Genomic DNA, 21741 nt, shown 5'->3' with positions numbered 1-21741 from the left:
CCCGAGGACACGATGAATACCTCTGCTGCACTGACGACGTCGACGATCACCGGCGAGATAGGGACCGACCGCGTACTCGTGCTGACGATCGACGACCCGACGCAGTCCACCAACACGATGAACACCGCGTTCGGCGAATCGCTCGGACAGACCGTCGACTGGCTCGAAGCCAACGTCGATGACTACGACGGCATCATCGTCACCTCGGGAAAGGATTCGTTCTTCTCCGGTGGCGACCTCGAACTGCTGCGCGACGCAGGACCCAACGACCACAAGGCCATCGCCGACGCCCTCGACTTCACCAAGGACAAGTTCCGTCGGCTCGAGAAGCTGGGCAAGCCCGTCGTCGCTGCACTCGGCGGCACCGCGCTCGGTGGCGGCTTCGAGATCGCGCTGGCCTGCCATCACCGAATTGCAGTGAACAGAAGCAACTCCCGCTTCGGCCTTCCCGAGGTAACCCTCGGTCTGCTCCCTGGCACGGGCGGCGTCACCCGAACGGTGCGGATGTTCGGAATCGTCGGCGCATTGACCCAGGTGGTGGGCCAGGGACAACGCTACCGGCCGGCCAAGGCACTCGAGATCGGACTGATCGACGAGGTCGTCGACACCCACGAGGAGATGATGGCGAACGCACGTGCCTGGATCGTCGCCAATCCCGTTGCAGTGCAGCCCTGGGACAGGAAGGGGTTCGAGATTCCCGGCGGCACCGCGGCCTCACCCGCGTTGGCTGCGCAGCTGCCTGCCTTCGCGGCCACGGTGCGCAAGCAGGTCAAGGGTGCACCCATGCCCGCCCCCATCGCGGTGGTTGCTGCCGCGGTGGAAGGGTCGGTGCTCGACTTCGAGTCGGCGTCGATCGTGGAAACCCGACACTGCACCGCACTCGCCTGCGGTCCGGTCTCGGGCAATCTGATCCAATCGATGTTCTTCGATCTCGGATCCATCAACAAGGGCGGCTCTCGTCCGAGCGGCGAACCGCACCGGGTACCCGAGAAGGTGCTGGTGATCGGTGCCGGGATGATGGGTGCCGCCATCGCCTACGTCGTCGCGTCGGCCACGGTCCCCGTCGTACTGCGTGATGTCTCGATCGAATCCGCCGAGCGTGGAAAGGATTACGCGCGTTCGATTCTCGGCAAGGCCGTCGCGACGGGGCGCACGACCCAGGCCGACGCCGATGCGGTGCTCGCGCGGATCACACCCAGTTCCGACGCGGCCGATGCCGAGGGATGCGATCTGGTCGTCGAGGCCGTGTTCGAGGCTCCCGCCGTCAAGCAGGGCGCGTTCGAGGCCGTCGAGAAGTATCTGACCGCCGACGCACTGCTGTGCTCGAACACCTCGACCCTGCCCATCACCGAGCTGTCGACGGGAGTCTCGCGCACCTCGGACTTCGTCGGCACGCACTTCTTCTCTCCGGTGGACAAGATGCCGTTGGTGGAAATCGTTGTGGGAGAACACACCAGTGATTCCACTCTGGCCCGCGCATTCGACTTCGTCCGTCTGATCGGCAAGACGCCGATCGTCGTCGCAGACAGTCACGGCTTCTTCACCACTCGCGTCATCGGCCGGTTCATGGACGAGGCGATCTCGCTGGTCGCGGAGGGCGTGCACCCCGCCACCGTCGAGCAGGCCGCTCTCCAGGCGGGCTACCCGTCCGGTGCGTTGGCTCTCATGGACGAGATCTCGTTGACCCTGTCCAGGCACATCCGCGAGGGCATGGCGCAGGCCGCCCGCGCCGAGGGTCGACCGTGGATCGTGTCGAATTCGTATGCTCTGGTCGATCGGCTGGTCGACGAGTTCGATCGGCCCGGCCGCAAGGGCGGTCGCGGCTTCTACGAGTACGCCGAGGACGGCACCAAGGCGGGGCTGTGGCCGGGCCTGGCGGAGCACTACCACCGCCCCGATCATGGAATTCCGTTCGAGGACATGATGGATCGGATGTTGATCGCACAGTCCCTGGACTCGGTCGCATGCCTGGACGAGGGAGTCCTACGCACGGTCGCCGATGCGAACATCGGCTCCATCCTCGGCATCGGCTATCCCGCCTGGACCGGCGGGGTGCTGCAGTTCGTCGATCAGTTCGACGGCGGGCCGCAGGGGTTCGTACATCGAGCCGACGAGCTGCGGGCACGGTACGGCGATCGGTTCGTCGTACCGAGGTCACTGCGCTCGCGCACCGAGCGGTACCTCTGACGCCTCACGGAGTCGGCTCGGTGCGATCATGAGAACCATGCCGGCTGCAAGTACACCCAAGTGGAATCGACTCGAACCGGACGAGCGTCGGACACAGATCCTGGCCAGCGCCGTTCGGTTGTTCGGCGACAAGCCGTACGCCGAGGTGTCGATGTCGGACGTCGCCGCCTCGGCCGGCGTCGCCCGCGGGCTCATTCACCACTACATCGGCAGCAAACGCGATCTGTACCTCGAGAGTGTTCGATTCCTGGTCACCGTGCCGCCGATCGAGGACGTACATCTGCCCACGGGCTCACTCGAGGAGCGGGCACGTGGCAGTGTGCACTGGCTGGTGGGGGTGATCGAGACACACGGCACGGCATGGGTGTCGATGGCGAGTGGTTCGGGTGTGGACGAACAGGTGGCGCAGATTCTCGACGAGGCCGACGATCTGGCTGCCGAACGCGTGCTCGATGCAACGGCATTCGAGGGCAGAGGCGGTGACCGTCGCATCGCGACGTCTGCGGTGCGCGCGTTCGGCGGCATGGTCAAGGCAGCGGGCCGCGAGTGGTTGGTACGCGGCACACTGACCCGTGAACAGGTCGAGACTCTGCTGACGGATGTGCTCGTCACCGTTCTCGCAACCGCACGTTCCTTCGACGACGCTCGGGAACGTTAGCAAGACAACCGTTTTCGCGGAATCGCCAGCCGGGTCGCCCTACACCTCCACTATTGACACAGTGCCAACAAGGTGGAACTGTGACGGTATTCACCCGGGCGCCCTCGCCCCCTCTCGCACAAGGGACTCGACATGTATCTCACCCAAGGCCTGCATCGCTCCGCTGCAACGACTCCGAACCGCGCAGCGACGGTGTTCGGCGATCGCGTTCGTACCTTCGCCGAACAGATCGACAGAGTGGCACGACTGGCGGCAGGCCTGCACTCCATCGGCGTCGAGTCCGGCGATCGAGTTGCGATACTGGCGTTCAACAGCGACCGTTACTCGGAGTACCTGCTCGCGGTGCCGTGGGCCGACGCCGTGCTCAACCCCGTGAACATCCGATGGTCGCCCGTGGAGGTCGCGTACGCACTCAACGACTCCGACACCAAGGTCCTGCTGGTCGACGACACCTTCGGTGCGATGGTCCCGGCACTGCGCCCGGCATGTGCCGGCCTGCAGACCATCGTCTACTGCGGAGACGGCACCACCCCCGAGGGCATGGTCTCGTACGAGGACCTGGTCTCGTCCCACGATCCCGTCCCCGACGCCCGCCGTAGCGGCGACGCACTCGCAGGACTCTTCTACACCGGCGGCACCACCGGCTTCCCCAAGGGCGTCATGCTCTCGCACGCGAACCTCGTCACCTCCGGCCTGGGAACGGTGGCGACCGGACAGCTGCTCGACGACGCATCGATCCTGCTCCATGCCGCTCCGATGTTCCACCTCGCCGATCTGGCCGCATGGGTGGGGCAGGTCATGCTCGGCGGTACCCACGTCATGGTTCCGTTCTTCGAGCCGACCGCCGTCCTCGGCGCGATCGCCGAGCATTCGATCACCGATGTGTTGTTGGTACCGACGATGATTCAGCTTCTGGTCGACCACCCCGCATTGAGCGAGTTCGACACCTCCTCGCTCAGTCGTGTGCTGTACGGAGGATCCTCGATCTCCGCAGGCGTCCTCGAGCGCACCCTCGCACGCCTCCCGCAGGCCCGTCTCACTCAGGCCTACGGCATGACCGAGCTCGCACCGGTCGCATCGCTGCTCTGGCCGGAACACCATGTGGGAGAACGCATCGGCTCGGCCGGTCGCGCGGCCCCGCACTCGGAGATCCAGATTCTCGGCCCCGACGACGAGCAGTTGGCCACCGGATCCGTCGGCGAGATCTGTGTTCGCGGTGGACACGTGATGCTGGGCTACTGGAACAAGCCGGACGAGACCGCCGCGGCCGTTCGCGACGGTTGGATGCACACCGGCGATGTGGGCTACCTCGACGCCGACGGATTCCTGTTCGTCGTCGATCGACTCAAGGACATGATCATCACCGGCGGCGAGAACGTCTACAGCGCAGAGGTCGAGAGCGCACTGAGCCGCCATCCCGCCGTCCTGGCCTGCGCCGTGATCGGTGTGCCCGACGGCGAATGGGGCGAGCGCGTCCACGCCTGTGTCGTGTTGGCCGATGGCACCTCGCCGACGGTCGAAGAACTTCGCGATCACACCCGCAGCTACGTTGCCGGATACAAGACCCCGCGCACCATCGAGTTCGTCACCGCGCTGCCCATGAGCGGCGCGGGAAAGATCCTCAAGCGCGAACTGCGGGACGCCCACGTGGCGAAGGACGCGCTCGGAGCGTCCCTGTGACCAGCCAGGTCCAGGCGCGAACCACGTTCGATTCCTTCTCCCCCATCGACGACGGTCCGGTCGCCTCGTTCCCCGTCGATGGGGCGGAGTCCGTCGCGCGGACGGTCGGACTCGCGCGAAAGACACAGCGCACATGGGCCTCGCTGCCGCCACGTTCTCGCGCCCGACACCTGCGGGCATGGCGACACGAAATCTGGAGTCATCGAACCGAATTCGTCGATCTCATTCACCGCGAGAACGGCAAACCCGCCGACGATGCACTGCTCGAGATCGTACTGACCCTCGAGCACATCGCGTGGGCGGAGAAGCAGGCACCGAAGCTCATGCGGTCGCGCCGAGTCGGCCCCGGGTTGCTGCTCGCGAACTACTCCGCTCACGTGGAGACGGTGGCACTCGGTGTCGTGGGCGTCATCGGTCCGTGGAACTACCCCCTGTATGCACCCAACAGTGCGATCGGTTCGGCGCTGGCAGCAGGTAACTGCGTGGTGTTCAAGCCGAGCGAATACACCCCCGCGGTAGCGGCCCGATACGTCCGCGCGTTCCACGAAGCCAATCCGTCTCTGCCACTGGGCATTCTGTCGCTCGTCACCGGATACGGCGAGACGGGTGCCGCACTGTGCCGATCGGGTGTGGACAAGATCGCGTTCACGGGCTCGACGAGAACCGGCTCGAAGATCATGGCCACGTGCGCCGAGACGCTCACCCCGGTGGTCGTGGAATGCGGCGGCAAGGATCCGGTGATCATCGCTGCGGACGCGGACATCGCGGCAGCAGCCGAGGCGGTGGCCTGGGGAGCATTCGGCAACAGCGGGCAGACGTGCGTCGGAGTCGAGCGGGTGTACGTGGAGCGGAGTGTCGCAGCACAATTCACCGGCGCTCTCGTGCAGCATGCGCGCTCCATCCGGCCCGGTGGTGATGCGTCGGCCACCTACGGGCCGATGACGATGCCCGGCCAGATCGACATCGTTCGACGCCATCTCGCCGACGCCGAGGCGGCGGGTGGTCGAGCACTGATCGGCGGACTGTCCTCGATCGGCGAGCGATTCGTCGGGCCCACCGTGTTGGTGGACACCCCCGAGAGCTGCTCGGCCGTTCGCGAGGAGACCTTCGGCCCCACGGTCACCGTCCGTGAGGTCGACAGCATCGACGAGGCGATCGAGCTGAGCAACGATCATCGGTACGCTCTCGGCGCTTCGGTGTTCTCCCGCAGGCAGGGCAAAGAGATTGCGGCGCAGCTGGTGTGCGGTCAGGTCACCGTCAATTCGGTGATCGCGTTCGCCGGAATGGGATCTGTTCCGATGGGTGGTGTCGGTGCCAGCGGCTTCGGGCGGGTACACGGCGACGAGGGGTTCGCCGAGTTCTGCCGCACTCACAGCCGCGTCACGAAGCTGTTCGACATCCCCGGATTCGAGCTGGTGACGCTCCACCGCAAGCGCTGGGTCATGCCGCTGATCGACCGCCTGCTCGGGCTCCGTCACCGTCGGTGATCGGTCAGTCCTCTGCGCGCCGCGCGGTGGTGCCGTACGACCGTCGCACCACCTCGTCGAGGGTCGCCGCCAACTGCGCGTCGGTCATGGCGCGTGGGGTCGCCGCTGCGGCAGCGGACAGATACACCCCGCACAGCCATTCGAGCAGTTCGATGTTCGACAGTGCGGCCGCGAGATCGTGACCGGTGGCCACCGATCCGTGATGGGCCATGATCACCGCCGACCTCGAGCGCATCGCGGTCACCACCAGGTCGGCGAGCTCCGCCGTACCGAACGGCGCGAACGGCACCACCGGAACCCTGCCGCCGAGGGACAGCTGCGCGTAGTGAACGGGCGGCAGTTCGTCCGCGACGAGCGACAGTGCAACGGCCGCCGAGGAATGCGCATGCACGACGGCACGAACCTCGGACGACGCGTAGATGCCGAGGTGCAGACCCAGTTCCGAGGTCGGTTCACCTGGTCCTGCGCGGACGATTCCGTCCGTATCGACGAGCGTGACGTCCCCGATCGTCGCGTCCGCCAACACCAGCCCGGTCGCCGTCACCGCCACCACATCACCCGCGCGTGCGCTGACGTTGCCTGCGGTGCCGAGAACCAAGCCCTTGCGGCCCAGTTGCCGGGCGGTCTCGGCGACGGACTGCCGTAGCTCCTCCACGTCGACCGACATCAGACGGTCCGGCAGGTGCGTGCGAACGTCCGAACGTACTCGAGGTCGTAGGTGCCGAAATCGGTACCGAGTCCCTGCGCAACCTGAGCCGCGGTCGCATTGCCGAGTTCGGCTGCCTCGACGACGTTCATGCTCAGGGACAGGCCGCGAACGAACCCGGCCGAGAACGCATCTCCGCATCCACTGGTGTCCACCACGTCCACGGAGAACGCGGGGACCTCGACGACACTGTCGGTCGTGACGACGAGAGTGGGCGACGCGCCCGCGGTGGCCACCACGCAGGACGCTCCGAGCTCGAGCAGTCGACGACACCCGTCCTCGACAGTGGCGCAGCCGGTCCAGCCGAGGACCTGCTCGTCGTTGGGCAACAGGTAGTCCACATGGGGCAGCGCGGCCGCGAACGCACCGAGCCCTTCCGGAACGGACGGGGCCAGGCTGTCCATGGTGACGACGACACCGTCCTCGTGGGCGCGGCGTGCGATGTCGCGCGCGGTGTCCGGTCCGTAGAACTCGGGCCCCCCGAGATGCAGGAAGTCGACGTTGTGAAACATGTTCCACGGAACATGCTGAGCCAGATAGCCGTTGGCTCCGATCACGTGCAGAGCCGGCCGGGATCCGTCCGGCCTGATCGGCAGTACCGATGCCGAGGTCTGGACCCCGTCCATGCGGTGAACGAGGGAGACGTCCACTCCGTCGTCGATGAGGAGCTGCAGTAGGAACGTGCCTGCCGAATCACCACCGACCACTCCCGCGGTGTGTACCGCGGCACCCAGTCGGGACAGCACCAGTGCCGTTCCCGCGGCCGTACCCGCGGCCGACATCGCGATCTGCTCCGCCAGGACCGCCGCCTGACCGTCGGGAATCTCGGTCACCGGCCGCACCAGAGTGTCGAGTATGTGCACCCCCAGGGTGAGGACCTCCGCCGGTGCTCTCATCGGATCGTCGCAGTTCGCTCGGAGAGGATCAGCGCCTCGAGGTTGCACATCGAGACGTCGAATCGTGCGGACATCCCGGCGGTCGCGATGGGCCGCACCACACGCCCCATCCAGCTCGGTGCAACATCGAACCAGAATTCGAAGGTCATCGCGGTGGAGGTACCGCCGGCGAGCGGCGCGAAGCGAAAGACGTTCGTCACGTTGACGAGTGGCGCGAAACCCTGACCCGAATCGATTCGCAGTCGGTTCGGTTCCAGCTCCCGGACGGTCCATGTGGCGTGAGTGGTGAAGCGGCCGAGCGTCGCCACCTCCTCCGTGTACACACCACCTGTGCGTGCGGTGCCATGATGAGCGATGACCGACCGGACGTCGGTGACCCACTCTGCGTACCGACCGGTGTCGGCGGTCAATGCCCACACTTCCTCGGGGCTCACCGAGAGGGTGCGATGGGCCGAGACTACGAAGCGTTGTTCCACGAGAGCTCTCCTTCGGTCGAAAGTATTGCTGCTGCTGCGTTTTCACCCGATCGCACAGCCCCGTCCATGTACCCGTTCCAGTAGTCGGAGTGTTCGGCTCCTGCCCACTGCACTCGGCCGAACGCGGTGTCTCGCCACCGGCCGAGTTCGGTCAGCACTCCGGGGGCAAGCACGGCGGTGGGCCCTCCTCGGGTCCAGTGCTCGCGAGTCCAGTCGAGCTCGATCCATTCCGTCGGTTCGAGTGCGCGCGGCCCGACGGCGGAAGCGAAGGCGCGCAGCACCTCGCCGCGTCGTTCGGCGTCGGTACCGTCCGACCAGTTCCGGCCGCCGCGGTGGCGGCCGCCCCAGGTGCCGACGAATCCCATCAGCACTCCTTGGCTTCCGTCGGGTGGTGAGTTGTCGAACATCGAGGACACCGGTACGTCGCTGTCGCGAAAGAGCGCCTGGCCGGAGAGCCCGCTCGCGCGCCAGAACGGTTCGGGGTACGCGGCCTCGCACTTGGCCAGGCCGCCGAAGTTCATTCGCTGGAACAACGCCTCCTGGGGTGCGGGAAGCTGGGGGCTCCAATCGATTCGGGTGGCCAGAACGGGCGGAATCGCGACGACCGCCGATCGAGCGATCCATGATTCGGTGTCGCTGCACACCACCACGCGATCCGGATACTGCTCCACACGTCGAACCGGGGTGTCGAGCCGGACGGCGTCACCGAGCTGCTTCGTAATTTCGATGCAGATCGCCTGTGAGCCACCGAGGAATCTCCACTGTTGTGCTCCACCGGCGACACTCATCAACCGATCGACGGTGCCGGGGGTGTACTCGTTTCCCGCCCCGGCTACGTACGCCAGGCCGAAGAGCGCCGATGCGTCGGCGGACGTGCCACCGAACACCGAACCGAGCAGGATGTCGAGCAGTTCCACCCCACCGGCGGTGGCCGAGTGCCTCCGGGCCCAGGTGGCGAGAGTCTGGGTGTCCCACTCGCGTGCTCGGGGTGCCGACCACGGTCGGTCGACGGGAATCTGCTTGGCAGCCCGATCGATTCGCGCCACGAGCACACCGACGTCGGGTAGCGCCGCCAGATCCGGCGGCATCCCGCCGTCGAAGCGTCGAGCGTTTCCGTTCTTGACGTACATGCTCGATCCGGTGTCGTACGCGGGGAACGTCCCGACGCCCACCGATGCGGCCAGGCGGAGGACATGGTCCTGCGTCGGACCCACGAACTGCCCGCCGGTCTCGACGACCGAGTTCTCACCGAGTGCGTGGTTGACCGTGCGCCCACCCACCCGGTTCCTGGCCTCGAGGACCTGCACGGTCAATCCTGCGGCCGTCAGTTCCCTGGCGGCGGTCAGACCCGCGAGTCCTGCGCCGACGACCACTACGTCCACGTGCGGGGCCTGCGACATCTCGGTCATGGGTGCTCCTTTCCGGGCTGTTCGATGTAGCGGCGACAGTAACCCAATATTGGCCATCCGGCCAGGATTGACGAAAAGTGCCTGCTGGAGAGCGCAGCGATGGAGGTGGAAGACAGCACTCCGACTAACGTTGCAGCCATGACCGAAGAGCGCCGGAAGACTCGATACGCGCGCGGCCGGGAGCGCCGCGACGCGCTGGTCGACGCTGCCATCGGCGTGATCGGAACACGCGGACTCGAACGCGTCTCGTTTCGGTCCGTGGCCGAAACCGCCGGCTTCCCGCCGTCGACCACCAGCTATTTCTTCGGCTCGGTCGGCGAACTCATCGATGCCGCAATCACTCGTATCGCCGAGAACGTGACGGCGAAGGTCACGGCTCTACTGGACGTCGCGAACGCAGGCGGTCTCACTCGCGACGATCTGGCCGACGCGATCATGGACCTCGTCTCGCTGCTGTCCTCCCCCGAGGACGACGACTCCCTCGTCCAGTTCGAGGCGTACCTCGCCGTGCGCAGACGGCCCGAGCTGGCGGATTCGGTGCATCGAATCATGCGGATGATCGAGGAGGCGGCCGAAGCGGCGTTGGGGGCATTCGGGATCGCCGAACCACACCTACCGGCTCGACATTTCCTGGCCCTGATCGACGGCTACACCCTGCACGAGATCGCCAGGCCGACGCCGGGTGGCAATCGGACCGAACTGAAGGACGCCCTGCTGCGCGTGCTCGACTCGTACGCGCCGCGAGGTTGAGCCCGGATACCGCTAGTCGAGACCTACGAGAAGCGGCACGATGCTGCGGTGCGCGAACGCGAGCAGCTCGTCGTAGGTATCGAGCGGGGCGGCGGCCGAGGGTGTCAGCAGGATCGAATGGACCACGCGCACAACAATTTCCGGTGCGTCCGGCACGGCGAAGGTGTCCGATTCCAGTTCACCCCTGGTGATGTGCGTGGCAGCGTTGATCGCGGTCACGAGCAGTGCCGATGCGTTGGTGGTCAATTGCTCGAGCACCAGCGAGCTCTCGGAGTCGAACATCTTCAAGAGCACAGGGTTCGTTCGCACCGAGTCGATGGTCGTGGCGAATCCGTGTGCCGCCCGATCCGCACGTGACCTCTGTTCGGCAGCCGCAGCTGCCACCGCCGCGAACAGCCGCGACGACTCCCGCGCCATGACGGCCCGAACGAGTTCGTCCTTCGATCCGATGCGGCGATAGACGGTCACGCGATTGATCTTGGCGCGCTTCGCGACGTCGCCGATGGTGGTTCGAGGAATTCCGACCTCACCGAACAGTTCCAAGGCGGCATCGAGAATCGGCCCGTCGTCCCCATCTGGATGCATCGCTCGATCCTATCGGCCGTCCACCGTCTATTCGGTGCAACATTGCAACATAATATGTTGCTATGTAGCATCGCTGGCAGCAGCAGCACGATCTCGAAGAAACGGAGTTTCGAATGTCTCGGAACAAGGCGGGCGACTCGGACGAGCAGTACACGGACGAGTCCTACGCGATAGTGGCGCGCGCGGTGACATTCGACTGGTCCGGAGTTCCACTCCAGTACATCCCCCACGAGTGGTACGCCACCCACTTCTGGAACGTGATGCACCTGGTTCTGCCCGAGGGAGAACGAGCGATGGCGGACGTGTTCGCCCGCGCGCTGCCGTACATCGACGACCGCAGACTGCACGAGGAAGTCGTGGGATTCGTCGGCCAGGAAGCCACGCACGCGTCCTCCCACGAAAGCTTCCGCACCTACCTCGTCGCGCACGGAGTGGACATCGAACCGATTCTGCAGCGCATCCGCTTCGCCGTGGGTGTGGTGTTCGGCGATCACGGCCTCACCGGCCGCGCAGGCAAGGCATGGCTGAACGAGCGCCTCGGAATCTATGCAGCAGCAGAGCATTTCACCGCAGTGGTAGGCGAGTGGCTGCTCGACAATGCCGAATTCGACCGCATCGGCGTCGACCCGACGATGCTGGATCTGCTGCGTTGGCACGGAGCGGAAGAACTCGAACACCGCAATGTCGCATTCGATGCGTTCCAGTACGTCGACGGTGGCGCATTCCGCCGCGCCCGAACCGCGGTGATCGCCAGCGCTGGGTTGGCCGTGTTGTGGTTCAGTACCGCCGCGTACCTGTACCGGAATTCGGTCGCAACGCCACGAACCGGTACGCGGCGGCTGCGCGCCCCGTGGCCGATTGCGTTCGCACGAGCGTCACGCAAGCACCTGATACCGGGCCTGTCGTTCTTGTTCGTGCAGCTCGCCCTGTACATCCGTCCCGGCTTCCACCCCTCGAAGATGGGCGACATCGACAAGGCCGTGCAGTACCTGGCAGTCTCCCCCGCGGCGCTGGCGGCCCAGCAGTGACGACCACAGTGCCTCCGGTGCACAGCCATCTCGGCGAGATCACCGTGACGGCACCGGGACGGGGACTTCGCGCCATCGGTGCCGCGTCCCGTTTCTACGCCAGGCTCGTCACCGATTCGCCGATCGTGACGGCCCTGTCTCCGGCGCGGCCCCGACGAAGCGTCGGATACGAATTCGAGACCGTCGTCGACGATACGATCGACGAGGCCGAGGACGTTCGCTCGCTGCTGCTCTCGCGCAGGGACGGTGCACCACTACCGACATGGCAACCCGGAGCGCACATCGACGTCACCACTCCGTCCGGTTCGGTGCGGCAGTACTCACTCGCCGGTCGACCCGGGTCAGGTGATCGCTACCGCATCAGCGTCCGCAAGATCCCCGGCGGTAGAGCGTCCACCGAGATCCACGCGCTCTCCCGCGGCGCTGTCCTGCGAGTTCGAGGTCCCCGCAATGCCTTTCCGATGGCGGAGGCCGAGCATTACCTCTTCGTGGCCGCCGGAATCGGCATCACCCCCATCCGGGCGATGATCGAACGCGCCGTCCGGGACGGGGCGCGGTGGACGCTGTACTACCACGGTCGCTCTCGGGCGAGTCTGCCGTTCGTTGCCCTAGTGCAGCAGTTGGCACTGACCTCGCGCGGGCATGTGATCGTCAAAACCGATGATATCGACGGGTTTCCGGTTCCGGAGGACATCGTCGATCTCGGGATGGGCAACTCCGCGATGTACGTCTGCGGGCCCGCGGCGCTGTCGGGCAGGCTCCGCGACGAGTCCCTCGCCAGTACGGCCGTTCGTGAATTCCACACCGAGTTGTTCGCGCCTGCAGCGGTGGTCGACGGCATGCCGTTCGTGTTACAGCTCGATCGCTCGGGAGACACCATCGAGGTCGGTGCGCAGGAGACCGCTCTCGACGCACTCCGCCGGTCCAGGCCGGATCAGCCGTTCTCGTGTCGGCAAGGCTTCTGCGGAGCGTGCGTCGTCGGTCTCGTCGCCGGACGCGTCGAGCACCGAGATCGCGTCCTGAGCCCGTCCGAACGCGAGAACTCACTCACCCTGTGTGTCTCGCGCGCTGCCGTCGACGGCGAAGCTCTCGTCCTCGATCTGTAGAAGGAGCCCATACCCTCATGCCTGCAACACCATTCGACAGTGCCACGCCCGTACCGCACACCGACGTCGCGATCATCGGCGCGGGCTTCGGTGGCCTCGGGGCCGCGATCAGGCTCGAGCAGGAAGGCCGCAGCGACTTTCTGATCTTCGAGCGCGATACGGCGGTCGGTGGAACGTGGCACGTGAACACCTATCCCGGTGCTCAGTGCGATATTCCGTCGGCGCTGTATTCGTTCTCGTTCGCACCCAACCCCGACTGGACGCGGCTCTACCCACTTCAGCCCGAGATCGAGGCGTATCTCAACGATTGCACCGATCGTTTCGGTATCCGCGATCGCATCCGTTTCGGGCACGAGGTACTCGACGCGACGTGGAACGACGAACAGGCCCAGTGGGTGGTGCGGACGAGCGAGGGAACATGGTCTGCACGCATCCTCATCGGAGCACTCGGCCCGTTCAGTGAACCGGCAACTCCCGATATCGAAGGCCTGGAATCGTTCTCGGGCACCGTGTTCCACTCGGCGAAGTGGGACCATCAGCACTCCGCCCAGGGCCGACGCCTCGCCGTCATCGGCACCGGAGCATCCGCGGTGCAGTTCGTTCCGCGTCTGGCCCCCGAGGCCGCGCACCTGACACTGTTCCAGCGGACACCGACGTGGATCCTTCCGCATCCCGACCGGCCGATCTCCGAATCCGGCAGGTCCCTGCTCAGGAAGTTCCCCCGGGCCCAGCGGGAAATGCGCCGCACGTTCGATCTGTTCCAGGAAGCGTTGGTTCCCGGACTCATCGGCCATCGATCGTTGCTCGCACCGCTCACGGCATTGGGGCGCGCACATCTCCGTCGTCAGGTGAAGGACCCTGCACTTCGCGAGAAGCTCACACCTGGTTACGAATTCGGTTGCAAGCGACCGACGTTCTCGAACAAGTTCTACCCCGCCCTGTGCCGAGAGAACGTCACCGTCGAAACCACGAGCATCGCGCGGATCGTGCCCGAGGGCATCGTCACCACCGACGGGACCGTGCACCAGGTCGATGCCATCGTCCTCGGGACGGGATTCACCGTGTCCGGCCACACCGGCTTCCGGCGGATCGTCGGTCGTGACGGAAAGTCGTTGGCGGACCACTGGCCAGACGGGGAAATGTCGTCGTACCGGGGCACCACGGTGCACGGCTTCCCGAATTTCTTCATGCTGCTCGGCCCCAACTCGGTGGTGTACACCTCCCAGGTGGTCACCATCGAGGCTCAGGTGAACTACATCCTTGCGGCACTGCGCGCGATGGACGACAACGCACTGGTGGCGCTCGAGGTCAGCATGCGGGCACAGATCGAATTCGCGGATCACACCGACGAGCGTCTCGCGGGATCGGTGTGGAACTCGGGAGGATGCAGCAGCTACTACCTGAGCCCGTCCGGACGCAACGTGACGTACTGGCCCGGTTCGGTACGCAACTTCACCCGGCGTATGTCCACCATCGAACTACGCCATTATCACTGCCGCAGTGCGCTTTCCGAGGTAGATCCACTGCTCGCGACCAGCAAGGAGCTCGCATGAGCGGCACCATCGAACTCGCGGGAAAGGTGGCACTGGTCACCGGCGGAGCGCGTGGAATCGGAGCCGCGACGGTCGAGAGATTGCGCGCGGCGGGAGCGTCTGTCGCGGTGGTGGATCGAGATTTTCCCGCGGATCCGACCGGTACGGAAAGGACACTTCTGCTCGTCGGTGACGTCACCGATCCGGCAGCGATGGCGGACTGCGTCGCGGCAACGATCGACAGGTTCGGCCGCCTCGACATCGTGATCGCCAACGCCGGGATCACCCCGCCGCCGGCCACCATCAGGTCGATCGACCGCGCCGTCTTCGACTCGGTGATGGCGGTGAACTTCGGCGGCGTCCTCAACATCGTGCGGGCTGCCGCCGACGAGATCGTCGCGAGCGGCGGGCACATACTGCTCGTATCGTCCTGCGCTGCATTCACTCCCGGGATGGGTGGGTCCGCGTACATGGTGAGCAAGGCGGCCGTGGAACAGCTGGGCCGCGCTCTGCGCATCGAACTTGCTGCCGTCGGCGCATCGGCCGGTCTCGCGTACTTCGGAGTGGTGGACACCGATCTGGCACGGCACACCCTCGACGACGACCCGATCGGTCGGCGAATCGGAGGATTTCTTCCGTGGCCGCTGAGCCGACGCCTGCCGTCTCAGCGAGCCGCCGAGTTGCTCGTACACGCGGTCCGGACCCGTCGGGCACGATTGATCGCCCCTGCCGTGTGGACTCCGTACTTCTGGTTCCGGGGAATGCTCAACCCGATTCTGGAACGCAGGCTCGTCCGGGACCGTCGGGTTGCGCAGATCATCCGGGATCTGGAGGAGACACACTCACGCTGACGTTCCGCAGGCGCGTGGGCTATGCGCTCTCACCGTCCACGCTGGGAACGTCACTCATCGGCGGGAGCGGCCGGGCGCACAGGTCACGCGCATCGGCGTCGGACATTCCCAGCGCGAGCAGCACGCTGTACGCCATTCGATCCACGGCCTCGTTGTCGTCACGATCAGGTTGCTCGAGCAGTAGCTGGCCCAGACCGAGCAATGCGCCTGCCACCAGAGCCAAGGACAGCTGTATGTCCTCGACCCGGAAGTACCCCGCATCGACTCCGGCGACGATGTCCCTCGCCGCACGTGGACCGAGACCGTGCTGCGAGGTGATCAACTCGGGACCGGAGTGGATGAGCACGCGGCTGAGTTCTGGTTGCAGGCGAAAGAGTCGGCCGGAGATTCGAAACGATCGAGTGAACGCCTCGGCGGGGTCGGCGTCGACATCGGTCAGCGAATCGAGATAGCCGCCCAGCAACTCCAGGGCACCGTCGACCGCCGACTGGAACAGCTGCTCTCGACTGACGAAGTGGTTGTAGAACGACCCCATACCCACGTCGGCGGCCTGGGTGATCTCTGCGATCGGCGCGTTCAGTTCGCCGCGGGCGATGAAGCCCTGCGCCGCTTCGATCAACGCTCCACGCGTGCGGGCCTTACGGCGCTCGAGTCGATTCGGGGTTTCGGTCATGGTCCCTACTTCTGTCTGCGCTGGTCGACGGCCTGACTCTTCCTCACGGCTGACGATTCTGTCAATACTATTGACTGACGGCACTGTCATAGGTGACGATATTGTCACCAACGAGGGAGGCTCAATGGCACAGGACGTCGACGGCCACAAGGACATGCACGTGGACCAAGGCGCGCTCACCGGCGAGCACCCCGGTCGCGCGAAGGATCCCATCATCAAGGTTCGGGACATCGCGTGGTTGGAGTTTCGCAAGCCGGATCTGACCAAGGCCGAGGCGTTCGCCGTGGCCTTCGGTTTCACCGTCTCGCTTCGCACTCCGGAGGAGATCCATCTGCGAGGTACGCACGTCGGCGCACCGTGCGTGATCATCCGTCGCGGCAAGCGAACACGCTTCGTGGGCGCAGCCTTCGCCGCCGCAGACGATGCCGACCTGATGAGGCTGGCCGAGGCCACCGGGCAGCGCGTCCAACGACTACCCGACACACTCGGCGGTGTCGCCGTGAATCTCACCGACCCGGGTGGACAACCCGTCCAGGTGGTGTCCGGGTACACCGAGCATCCCGAGCTGCCCGGCCAGCCAGCGCACACCTACAACTTCGGCGACCCGCGCTACCGACTCAATGCGACGCAGCGGCCTCCGCGTCAGCCCGCCCGAGTCCAACGTCTGGGACACGTGGTGCTCCAGCGCACCGGCTACCTCGAGAACCTGAACTGGTACCTGCATCATCTCGGACTGATCGTCAGCGACTTCCTCTACTACGACGGCCAGCGTGATCGCGGTCCGGTGATGAGCTTCATCCGCTGCGATCGTGGCAACACTCCGGCCGATCATCACACTCTCGCAATGACTCTCGGTCCGTCCAACCGGTACGTACACTCGGCCTACCAGGTGTCGGATCTCGATGCCATCGCCGCGGGCGGGGAGTACCTGACCCAGCGCGGGTACCGGCATTCGTGGGGTATCGGCAGGCACATCCAGGGCAGCCAGATCTTCGACTACTGGCGGGATCCCGACGGTTTCCTGGTGGAACACTTCAGCGACGGCGATATGTTCGACAGCTCCCTCGAGCCCGGCTGGGCACCGATGACCGCATCCGGCCTGGCTCAGTGGGGTCCGCCTGCGTCCAAGGACTTCCTCGGGATCGCGCCGAGCAAAGCGTCTCTGCACGAGCTCAAATCGATCATCTCCTCGCTACGCACCGACAACGAATTCGACACCGAACGCCTTCGCGGCCTGATGAAAGTGGCTTCCTCATGAGCATCGCTGTACTGCGCACCGCCGACGCCTGGTGGGTGGAGACCCCGGCCGGCGCGTCCCGAATCGACACCTCGGCCACCACCACCGCCGAGCTACTCGCCGATCGAGCGGCCATCGAGTCGGCGCGCGAGTCCACCGATGTCGTTGCCGTGGAGACGTTGTCGCCGATCTCGCCGGTCACCGCGCCCTGCCGAATCATGGCGAACATGACGAACTTCGTCTCGCATGTGAAGGACTCGGGAATGAACCCCGAGACGGTGCCGCTGACGTTCTTCCGCAAGACCTCGGGCTCCATCAGTGGACCCACCGACGACGTGATCAAGCCCGCGCACGTCAAACTGCTGGACTACGAGATCGAGATCGGCTTGGTCTTCGGCAAGACCCTCACCGTCGGCACCAAGATCGACGCGTCCAACGTGGCCGAGTACGTGGCCGGGCTCGTGATCACCAACGACGTCTCGGCGCGCGATGTCCAGTTGCCCAAAACTCAGTTCTACGAGGGCAAGTCGTACCCCACCTTCACGCCGGTCGGGCCGCGCCTCGTACTGCTCGAGGCCGGCGAGTTCGACCGGTTCGGAGACCTCGCATTGACCTTGCGCGTCAACGGTTCGGTCCGACAGGACAGTACGGTCGCCGACATGATCTACCGTCCGGTCGAATCACTGAAGGCGCTGAGCAAGTTTCAGCGGATCGATCCGGGCGATCTACTGCTCACCGGTACGCCGGGGGGCACCGCACTGAAGGCCCCCGCCAAGCCGATCGAAATGATCGGATCGCTGGTTCCGCCGTCGGTCAAGTGGAAGGTCTTCTTCAAGAAGCAGGCCAAGAATCCGGCGTTTCTGAAGGACGGTGACGTGCTCGAACTGACGTGCTCCACTCCCGACGGAGCCCTCGATCTGGGAGTCCAGCGCACCCGGGTCTCCTACCGATGACCGAAAACACGTCCGACGGTCGCCACTTTCCCGTGGTGATCGTCGGCGCCGGTCCGACGGGCATGACCGCTGCGTTGCTGCTGGGTCGGTACGGCGTGCCCTGCCTCGTGTTGGACAGGTGGGAGGACGTCTACCCACAGCCTCGCGCGGTCCATCTCGACGACGAGGTGTTCCGCATTCTCGGCGATATCGGCCTGGCCGAGGACTTCGCGGGAATCTCGCGCCCCGGTCGCGGACTGCGATTGTGCGACAAACAGATCCGCACGCTTGCCGAGTTCGAGCGGGATCCCGACGATCGACCGCACGGATATCCGCAGGCCAACATGTTCGATCAGCCCGATCTCGAACAGCTGATGCGCAAACACATCTCACAATTCGAGTGCGTGGAGATGCGCGGCAATTGCGAGATCACCGACGTCCAGAATCTGAAGAATTCGGTGCGGGTCCGGTACGACTCGACCGTGGACGGGACCCCACACTGGGTGACCGCCGACTACGTACTCGGCTGCGACGGGGCCAACAGCATCGTTCGAGCCTCCATCGGTTCGAAGATGCACGATCTCGGCTTCGCACAGCGATGGTTGGTGGTCGACATCGCCACCGATGCGGACCTCGATCAGTGGGACGGCGTGCACCAGGTGTGCGATTCCGAGCGATCGGCGACCTACATGCGCATCGGCCCCACCCGCTACCGCTGGGAATTCCGTCTGCACGACGACGAGACCATGGACGCCTTCACCGACCTGGCGTCGATCGGTCCACTGATCGCGCCGTGGCTGGAGTCTGTGGACGAGCCCGAGATGGAGCTGATTCGCTGCGCCGAGTACACCTTTCGGGCACAGGTGGCCGACCGGTGGCGTGATCGCCGGGTTTTCCTCCTGGGCGATTCCGCGCATCTGACGCCGCCCTTCATCGGGCAGGGGATGGGCGCTGGGCTCCGAGATGCGCGCAACCTGGTCTGGAAGATCGTCGGCGTGCTCGACGGGCACCTGAAGGAAACCTCGCTCGACAGCTACGAGACGGAACGAAAGACGCACGCCAAGCAGATGATCGAGTTGGCGGTCGCGATCGGATGGGCCATGACCGGCGGCAGCCGACTCACCGGCATCATGCGCACGAACATCGCACCCGCTCTGGGGTATCTGCCGTTCATCGGCGCGAAGGTCACCGCCAGCACCACGCCGTCACTCGGCCGATCGCAGTACGTGTTGCGTCCGCCCGTGCCGGTTCGCACTCTGGCCGGAAAGCTCTGCCCCAACAGCACATTGGACAATGGAATGCGCCTGGACGACCTCGCGCCCGGCCAATTCCTGTTCGTCTCGTCGACGCCCTTGTCCATCGGGCACCGTCGAGAGGTCGAACGTCGCGGAGCCGTCGTCGTCGAGGTGGCGGCGTCGTCGGATCTCGGGGCCTGGCTGCGCAGCGGGCATGCTGTCGCCGCCATAGTCCGACCGGACCGCACCGTCATGGCGTCGGGCACCTCGGTACCTTCCCTGCACACCAAGGTACCGACCACCGCTTTTCGTCGGCGAGACTGCCCGGCACACGTTGCGACGAAGCCGAGCCCTACCCGCACAGCAACAAAGAGGCGTAGATGAACACTGCACTTGTCACCGGAGCGACGTCGGGAATCGGCGAGGCCGTCGCCGAAACTCTGATCGCCCGCGGCTATCACGTCATCGGCACCAGCCGTAACAGCTCGAAGGTGGCCGCCCCGATCCCGGGGGTCGACTACCGCGATCTGGACCTGACGGATCCGCAATCGATCCGTGCGTTCGTGGACGAACTCGGCGACTCCCCGATCGATGTGCTGATCAACAACGCAGGCGAAAGCCAGTGCGGTCCACTCGAAGAACTCCCCATCGAGGCGATCACTCGACTGTTTCAGCTCAACGTGTTCGGCGCGATCGAGTTGACCCAGGCCGTACTGCCGGCCATGCGTGAGCGCGGCCGCGGCAGAATCGTCAACATCGGCTCGATGCTCGCGAGCTTCCCCCTGGCCTACCGTTCCTCGTACGCCGCAACGAAGGCCGCGATCAAGGGCTTCAGCACGGCGGCACGGTTCGAGCTCGAACCGTACGGAATCGACATCACCACAGTCGAACCCGGCTCGATCGCCACCGGCCTGTCCGCCCGTCGCACCAAGTACTGCGGACCGCATTCGCCCTACCTACGCGATTTCACCACGGTGATCGCGAAGCTCGACGCGAAGGAGGCACAGGGCATCACGGCCGAGACGGTCGCGAAGACCGTGCTGAGAGCGGTCGAGGACAAGAAGACCCTCCCGATCTACGCCGTCGGCAGCAATGCGCCCGCAGTGTTTCTCGCCAAGCGGTTGCTACCACGCACCGTGCTCGAGAAGTTCACGGCCCGCGCATACGGATTGCCCGGCAAACGCCCGGTCGGCTAGCGAAGCAGTCCTGCGACGAACGGGATCGTGTCGGCCTGTGACTGGACGAGGGCTCCACTGTGGTCGGTGTTGTAGGCCCGGAACGTCACCGGCTGACCGTTGGCGGTCAGACGCGCGACGTAGGCCGCGGTGGTCGGAAACGGAACGTCGATGTCCTGCAGACCGTTTCCCATGAAGAAGGGCTTGTCGAATCCTGTTTCGGGCATCGCCATGTAATCGTCGAGCACGGCCGTGAAATTGGGCAGGCTCGTCAGTGGCGCGGTGAAGAAGTCGCCGATCGTCACACCGTCGAGTTGTTCCTCGAAGTCCGATACGCACTCCGTCTCGGCCAGGTCTGCGTACTTCTTTCCGAGCGGGGTCAGGATGTTGTCCAGTCCGAGCTCGGGATGCGCGTAGCGCAGTGATGCGCCGATGTACGCGACGTAGGCGGTCAGTCCCGACGGCAGCTCCACCGGCGGAACGCCCGGTGCACCGATCGAGACCAATTTCTCGATGTACGCGGGAGTTCCGGTGCCGACCGCCCCTCGGTAGTCGAGCTCGGGGCCGCCGAATTCCGTTGCGTACCGCGCGGTGTAGATCGCTGCTCCGCCGCCCTGCGATTGGCCGACGGCCACCCAGGATCGCGACAGGGCTTCGCTGTGGTTGCGGCCCGCCTTGACCATGTCCACGACGTTGTGTGCCGTGGTTCGACCGTCGAGATACGTCGGCAAGCCGGGTGTTCCGAGGCCGGCATAGTCGCTGGCCACGATGGCGTAACCCTGCGCGAGCCAGTTTCCCAGGTACGGCAGATCGCGCTCGGCGTACGCCGGACCGATCATCGACGGCGCACACGAATCCCCAAGACCGGATGTGCCGTGGGCCCACGAGATCACCGGCCAACCACCCGCGGGCGGCGTGCCGGGCGGCAGGAAGACGGTGCCGGTGCTCAGCGCTTTGTCGCCGAACGTGTCGGTGGTGACGTAGGTGAGCACTTCGGCCGAGGCCGCGCCGGGAACCCACAGTTCCGGCGGCAGATCACGAGTGGAGACGACGTCGCCGATCTCCTGAGTGATCGCCGGTGCTGCGGAAGCAGGTGCGGCCAGCAGCGCCGTCACCATGCTCGACGCGACAGTCGCGG

The 21741-nt window shown here is 65.5% G+C and carries 20 protein-coding genes; 13 read left to right on the top strand and 7 right to left on the bottom strand.

Features of this window, described 5'->3' with window-relative positions; all coding sequences use genetic code 11:
• Positions 1-12: 12 nt before the first annotated feature.
• The 4 genes from CH276_RS24025 (at position 13) to CH276_RS24010 (ending at position 6012) form a co-directional block, all read left to right on the top strand.
• Positions 13-2187 carry a 3-hydroxyacyl-CoA dehydrogenase NAD-binding domain-containing protein gene (locus tag CH276_RS24025; RefSeq protein WP_094632181.1) on the top strand — a complete coding sequence of 725 codons (2175 nt, stop codon included), beginning with the start codon at positions 13-15 and terminating at the stop codon, positions 2185-2187.
• A gap of 28 nt (positions 2188-2215) precedes the next feature.
• Complete coding sequence (locus CH276_RS24020; RefSeq protein ID WP_306436613.1) at positions 2216-2845, top strand: TetR/AcrR family transcriptional regulator; 630 nt, start codon at positions 2216-2218, stop codon at positions 2843-2845.
• Positions 2846-2977: 132 nt separating this feature from the next.
• The gene (locus CH276_RS24015; protein ID WP_094631942.1) at positions 2978-4525 is read left to right on the top strand and encodes an acyl-CoA synthetase; all 1548 of its coding nucleotides are present in this window, start codon (positions 2978-2980) and stop codon (positions 4523-4525) included.
• On the top strand, positions 4522-6012 hold the full coding sequence (locus CH276_RS24010; protein ID WP_032395460.1) for an aldehyde dehydrogenase family protein: 1491 nt from the start codon (positions 4522-4524) through the stop codon (positions 6010-6012). The genes CH276_RS24015 and CH276_RS24010 overlap by 4 nt, the downstream gene beginning before the upstream one ends.
• A 4-nt stretch (positions 6013-6016) precedes the next feature.
• Here the strand turns inward: CH276_RS24010 and CH276_RS24005 are convergent, their stop codons facing one another.
• From CH276_RS24005 to CH276_RS23990, 4 genes are read right to left on the bottom strand one after another with little or no spacing between them, the layout of a single operon-like run.
• Entirely contained in the window at positions 6017-6679 is a 663-nt protein-coding gene (locus CH276_RS24005; protein ID WP_094631940.1) for a class II aldolase/adducin family protein, read from the bottom strand.
• Positions 6679-7614, bottom strand: coding sequence for a carbohydrate kinase family protein (locus CH276_RS24000; protein WP_094631938.1), 936 nt, complete (start codon positions 7612-7614; stop codon positions 6679-6681). Before CH276_RS24000 ends, CH276_RS24005 begins: the two co-directional genes overlap by 1 nt.
• Complete coding sequence (locus tag CH276_RS23995) at positions 7611-8090, bottom strand: SRPBCC family protein (RefSeq protein WP_094631936.1); 480 nt, start codon at positions 8088-8090, stop codon at positions 7611-7613. The genes CH276_RS24000 and CH276_RS23995 overlap by 4 nt, the downstream gene beginning before the upstream one ends.
• A complete protein-coding gene (locus CH276_RS23990) occupies positions 8072-9499 on the bottom strand; it encodes a flavin monoamine oxidase family protein (RefSeq protein WP_094631934.1) in 1428 nt (475 codons plus the stop codon). Before CH276_RS23990 ends, CH276_RS23995 begins: the two co-directional genes overlap by 19 nt.
• Positions 9500-9637: 138 nt before the next feature.
• Here CH276_RS23990 and CH276_RS23985 point away from each other — a divergent pair, with 138 nt between their 5' ends.
• Complete coding sequence (locus CH276_RS23985) at positions 9638-10249, top strand: TetR/AcrR family transcriptional regulator (protein ID WP_094631932.1); 612 nt, start codon at positions 9638-9640, stop codon at positions 10247-10249.
• A gap of 12 nt (positions 10250-10261) precedes the next feature.
• On the opposite strand, the gene CH276_RS23980 is transcribed toward CH276_RS23985, so the two are convergent.
• The gene (locus tag CH276_RS23980; protein ID WP_094631930.1) at positions 10262-10834 is read right to left on the bottom strand and encodes a TetR/AcrR family transcriptional regulator; all 573 of its coding nucleotides are present in this window, start codon (positions 10832-10834) and stop codon (positions 10262-10264) included.
• 113 nt (positions 10835-10947) lie between these two features.
• Between CH276_RS23980 and CH276_RS23975 the strand changes: the two genes are divergently transcribed.
• Genes CH276_RS23975 through CH276_RS23960 form a run of 4 tightly spaced genes read left to right on the top strand, consistent with a single transcriptional unit; the run spans position 10948 to position 15351 of the window.
• Positions 10948-11862 carry a metal-dependent hydrolase gene (locus CH276_RS23975; RefSeq protein WP_032395475.1) on the top strand — a complete coding sequence of 305 codons (915 nt, stop codon included), beginning with the start codon at positions 10948-10950 and terminating at the stop codon, positions 11860-11862.
• A 17-nt stretch (positions 11863-11879) separates the two neighbouring features.
• Positions 11880-12968: a PDR/VanB family oxidoreductase gene (locus tag CH276_RS23970; protein ID WP_254924420.1), complete on the top strand. Its 1089-nt coding sequence runs from the start codon at positions 11880-11882 to the stop codon at positions 12966-12968.
• A 17-nt stretch (positions 12969-12985) separates the two neighbouring features.
• Positions 12986-14521: a flavin-containing monooxygenase gene (locus CH276_RS23965; RefSeq protein WP_094631929.1), complete on the top strand. Its 1536-nt coding sequence runs from the start codon at positions 12986-12988 to the stop codon at positions 14519-14521.
• Positions 14518-15351, top strand: coding sequence for an SDR family NAD(P)-dependent oxidoreductase (locus CH276_RS23960; RefSeq protein WP_094631928.1), 834 nt, complete (start codon positions 14518-14520; stop codon positions 15349-15351). The genes CH276_RS23965 and CH276_RS23960 overlap by 4 nt, the downstream gene beginning before the upstream one ends.
• Positions 15352-15370: 19 nt before the next feature.
• On the opposite strand, the gene CH276_RS23955 is transcribed toward CH276_RS23960, so the two are convergent.
• The gene (locus CH276_RS23955) at positions 15371-16024 is read right to left on the bottom strand and encodes a TetR/AcrR family transcriptional regulator (RefSeq protein ID WP_032395478.1); all 654 of its coding nucleotides are present in this window, start codon (positions 16022-16024) and stop codon (positions 15371-15373) included.
• 124 nt (positions 16025-16148) lie between these two features.
• Here CH276_RS23955 and CH276_RS23950 point away from each other — a divergent pair, with 124 nt between their 5' ends.
• From CH276_RS23950 to CH276_RS23935, 4 genes are read left to right on the top strand one after another with little or no spacing between them, the layout of a single operon-like run.
• Positions 16149-17282: a VOC family protein gene (locus CH276_RS23950; protein ID WP_032395479.1), complete on the top strand. Its 1134-nt coding sequence runs from the start codon at positions 16149-16151 to the stop codon at positions 17280-17282.
• Positions 17279-18214 carry a fumarylacetoacetate hydrolase family protein gene (locus CH276_RS23945; RefSeq protein WP_032395480.1) on the top strand — a complete coding sequence of 312 codons (936 nt, stop codon included), beginning with the start codon at positions 17279-17281 and terminating at the stop codon, positions 18212-18214. Before CH276_RS23950 ends, CH276_RS23945 begins: the two co-directional genes overlap by 4 nt.
• Complete coding sequence (gene mhpA, locus CH276_RS23940) at positions 18211-19812, top strand: bifunctional 3-(3-hydroxy-phenyl)propionate/3-hydroxycinnamic acid hydroxylase MhpA (RefSeq protein ID WP_094631927.1); 1602 nt, start codon at positions 18211-18213, stop codon at positions 19810-19812. Before CH276_RS23945 ends, mhpA begins: the two co-directional genes overlap by 4 nt.
• Positions 19809-20624, top strand: a complete 816-nt coding sequence (locus tag CH276_RS23935; RefSeq protein WP_094631926.1) for an SDR family oxidoreductase — start codon at positions 19809-19811, stop codon at positions 20622-20624. Before mhpA ends, CH276_RS23935 begins: the two co-directional genes overlap by 4 nt.
• On the opposite strand, the gene CH276_RS23930 is transcribed toward CH276_RS23935, so the two are convergent.
• Positions 20621-21721 carry an alpha/beta hydrolase family protein gene (locus tag CH276_RS23930; RefSeq protein ID WP_094632177.1) on the bottom strand — a complete coding sequence of 367 codons (1101 nt, stop codon included), beginning with the start codon at positions 21719-21721 and terminating at the stop codon, positions 20621-20623. The two genes, CH276_RS23935 and CH276_RS23930, sit on opposite strands and share 4 nt — an antisense overlap.
• Positions 21722-21741 lie beyond the last annotated feature (20 nt).

The sequence above is a fragment of the Rhodococcus sp. 06-470-2 genome (assembly GCF_002258235.1).
Taxonomy (GTDB): Bacteria; Actinomycetota; Actinomycetes; order Mycobacteriales; family Mycobacteriaceae; genus Rhodococcoides.
This window is presented reverse-complemented; position numbering and strand designations above follow the sequence as displayed.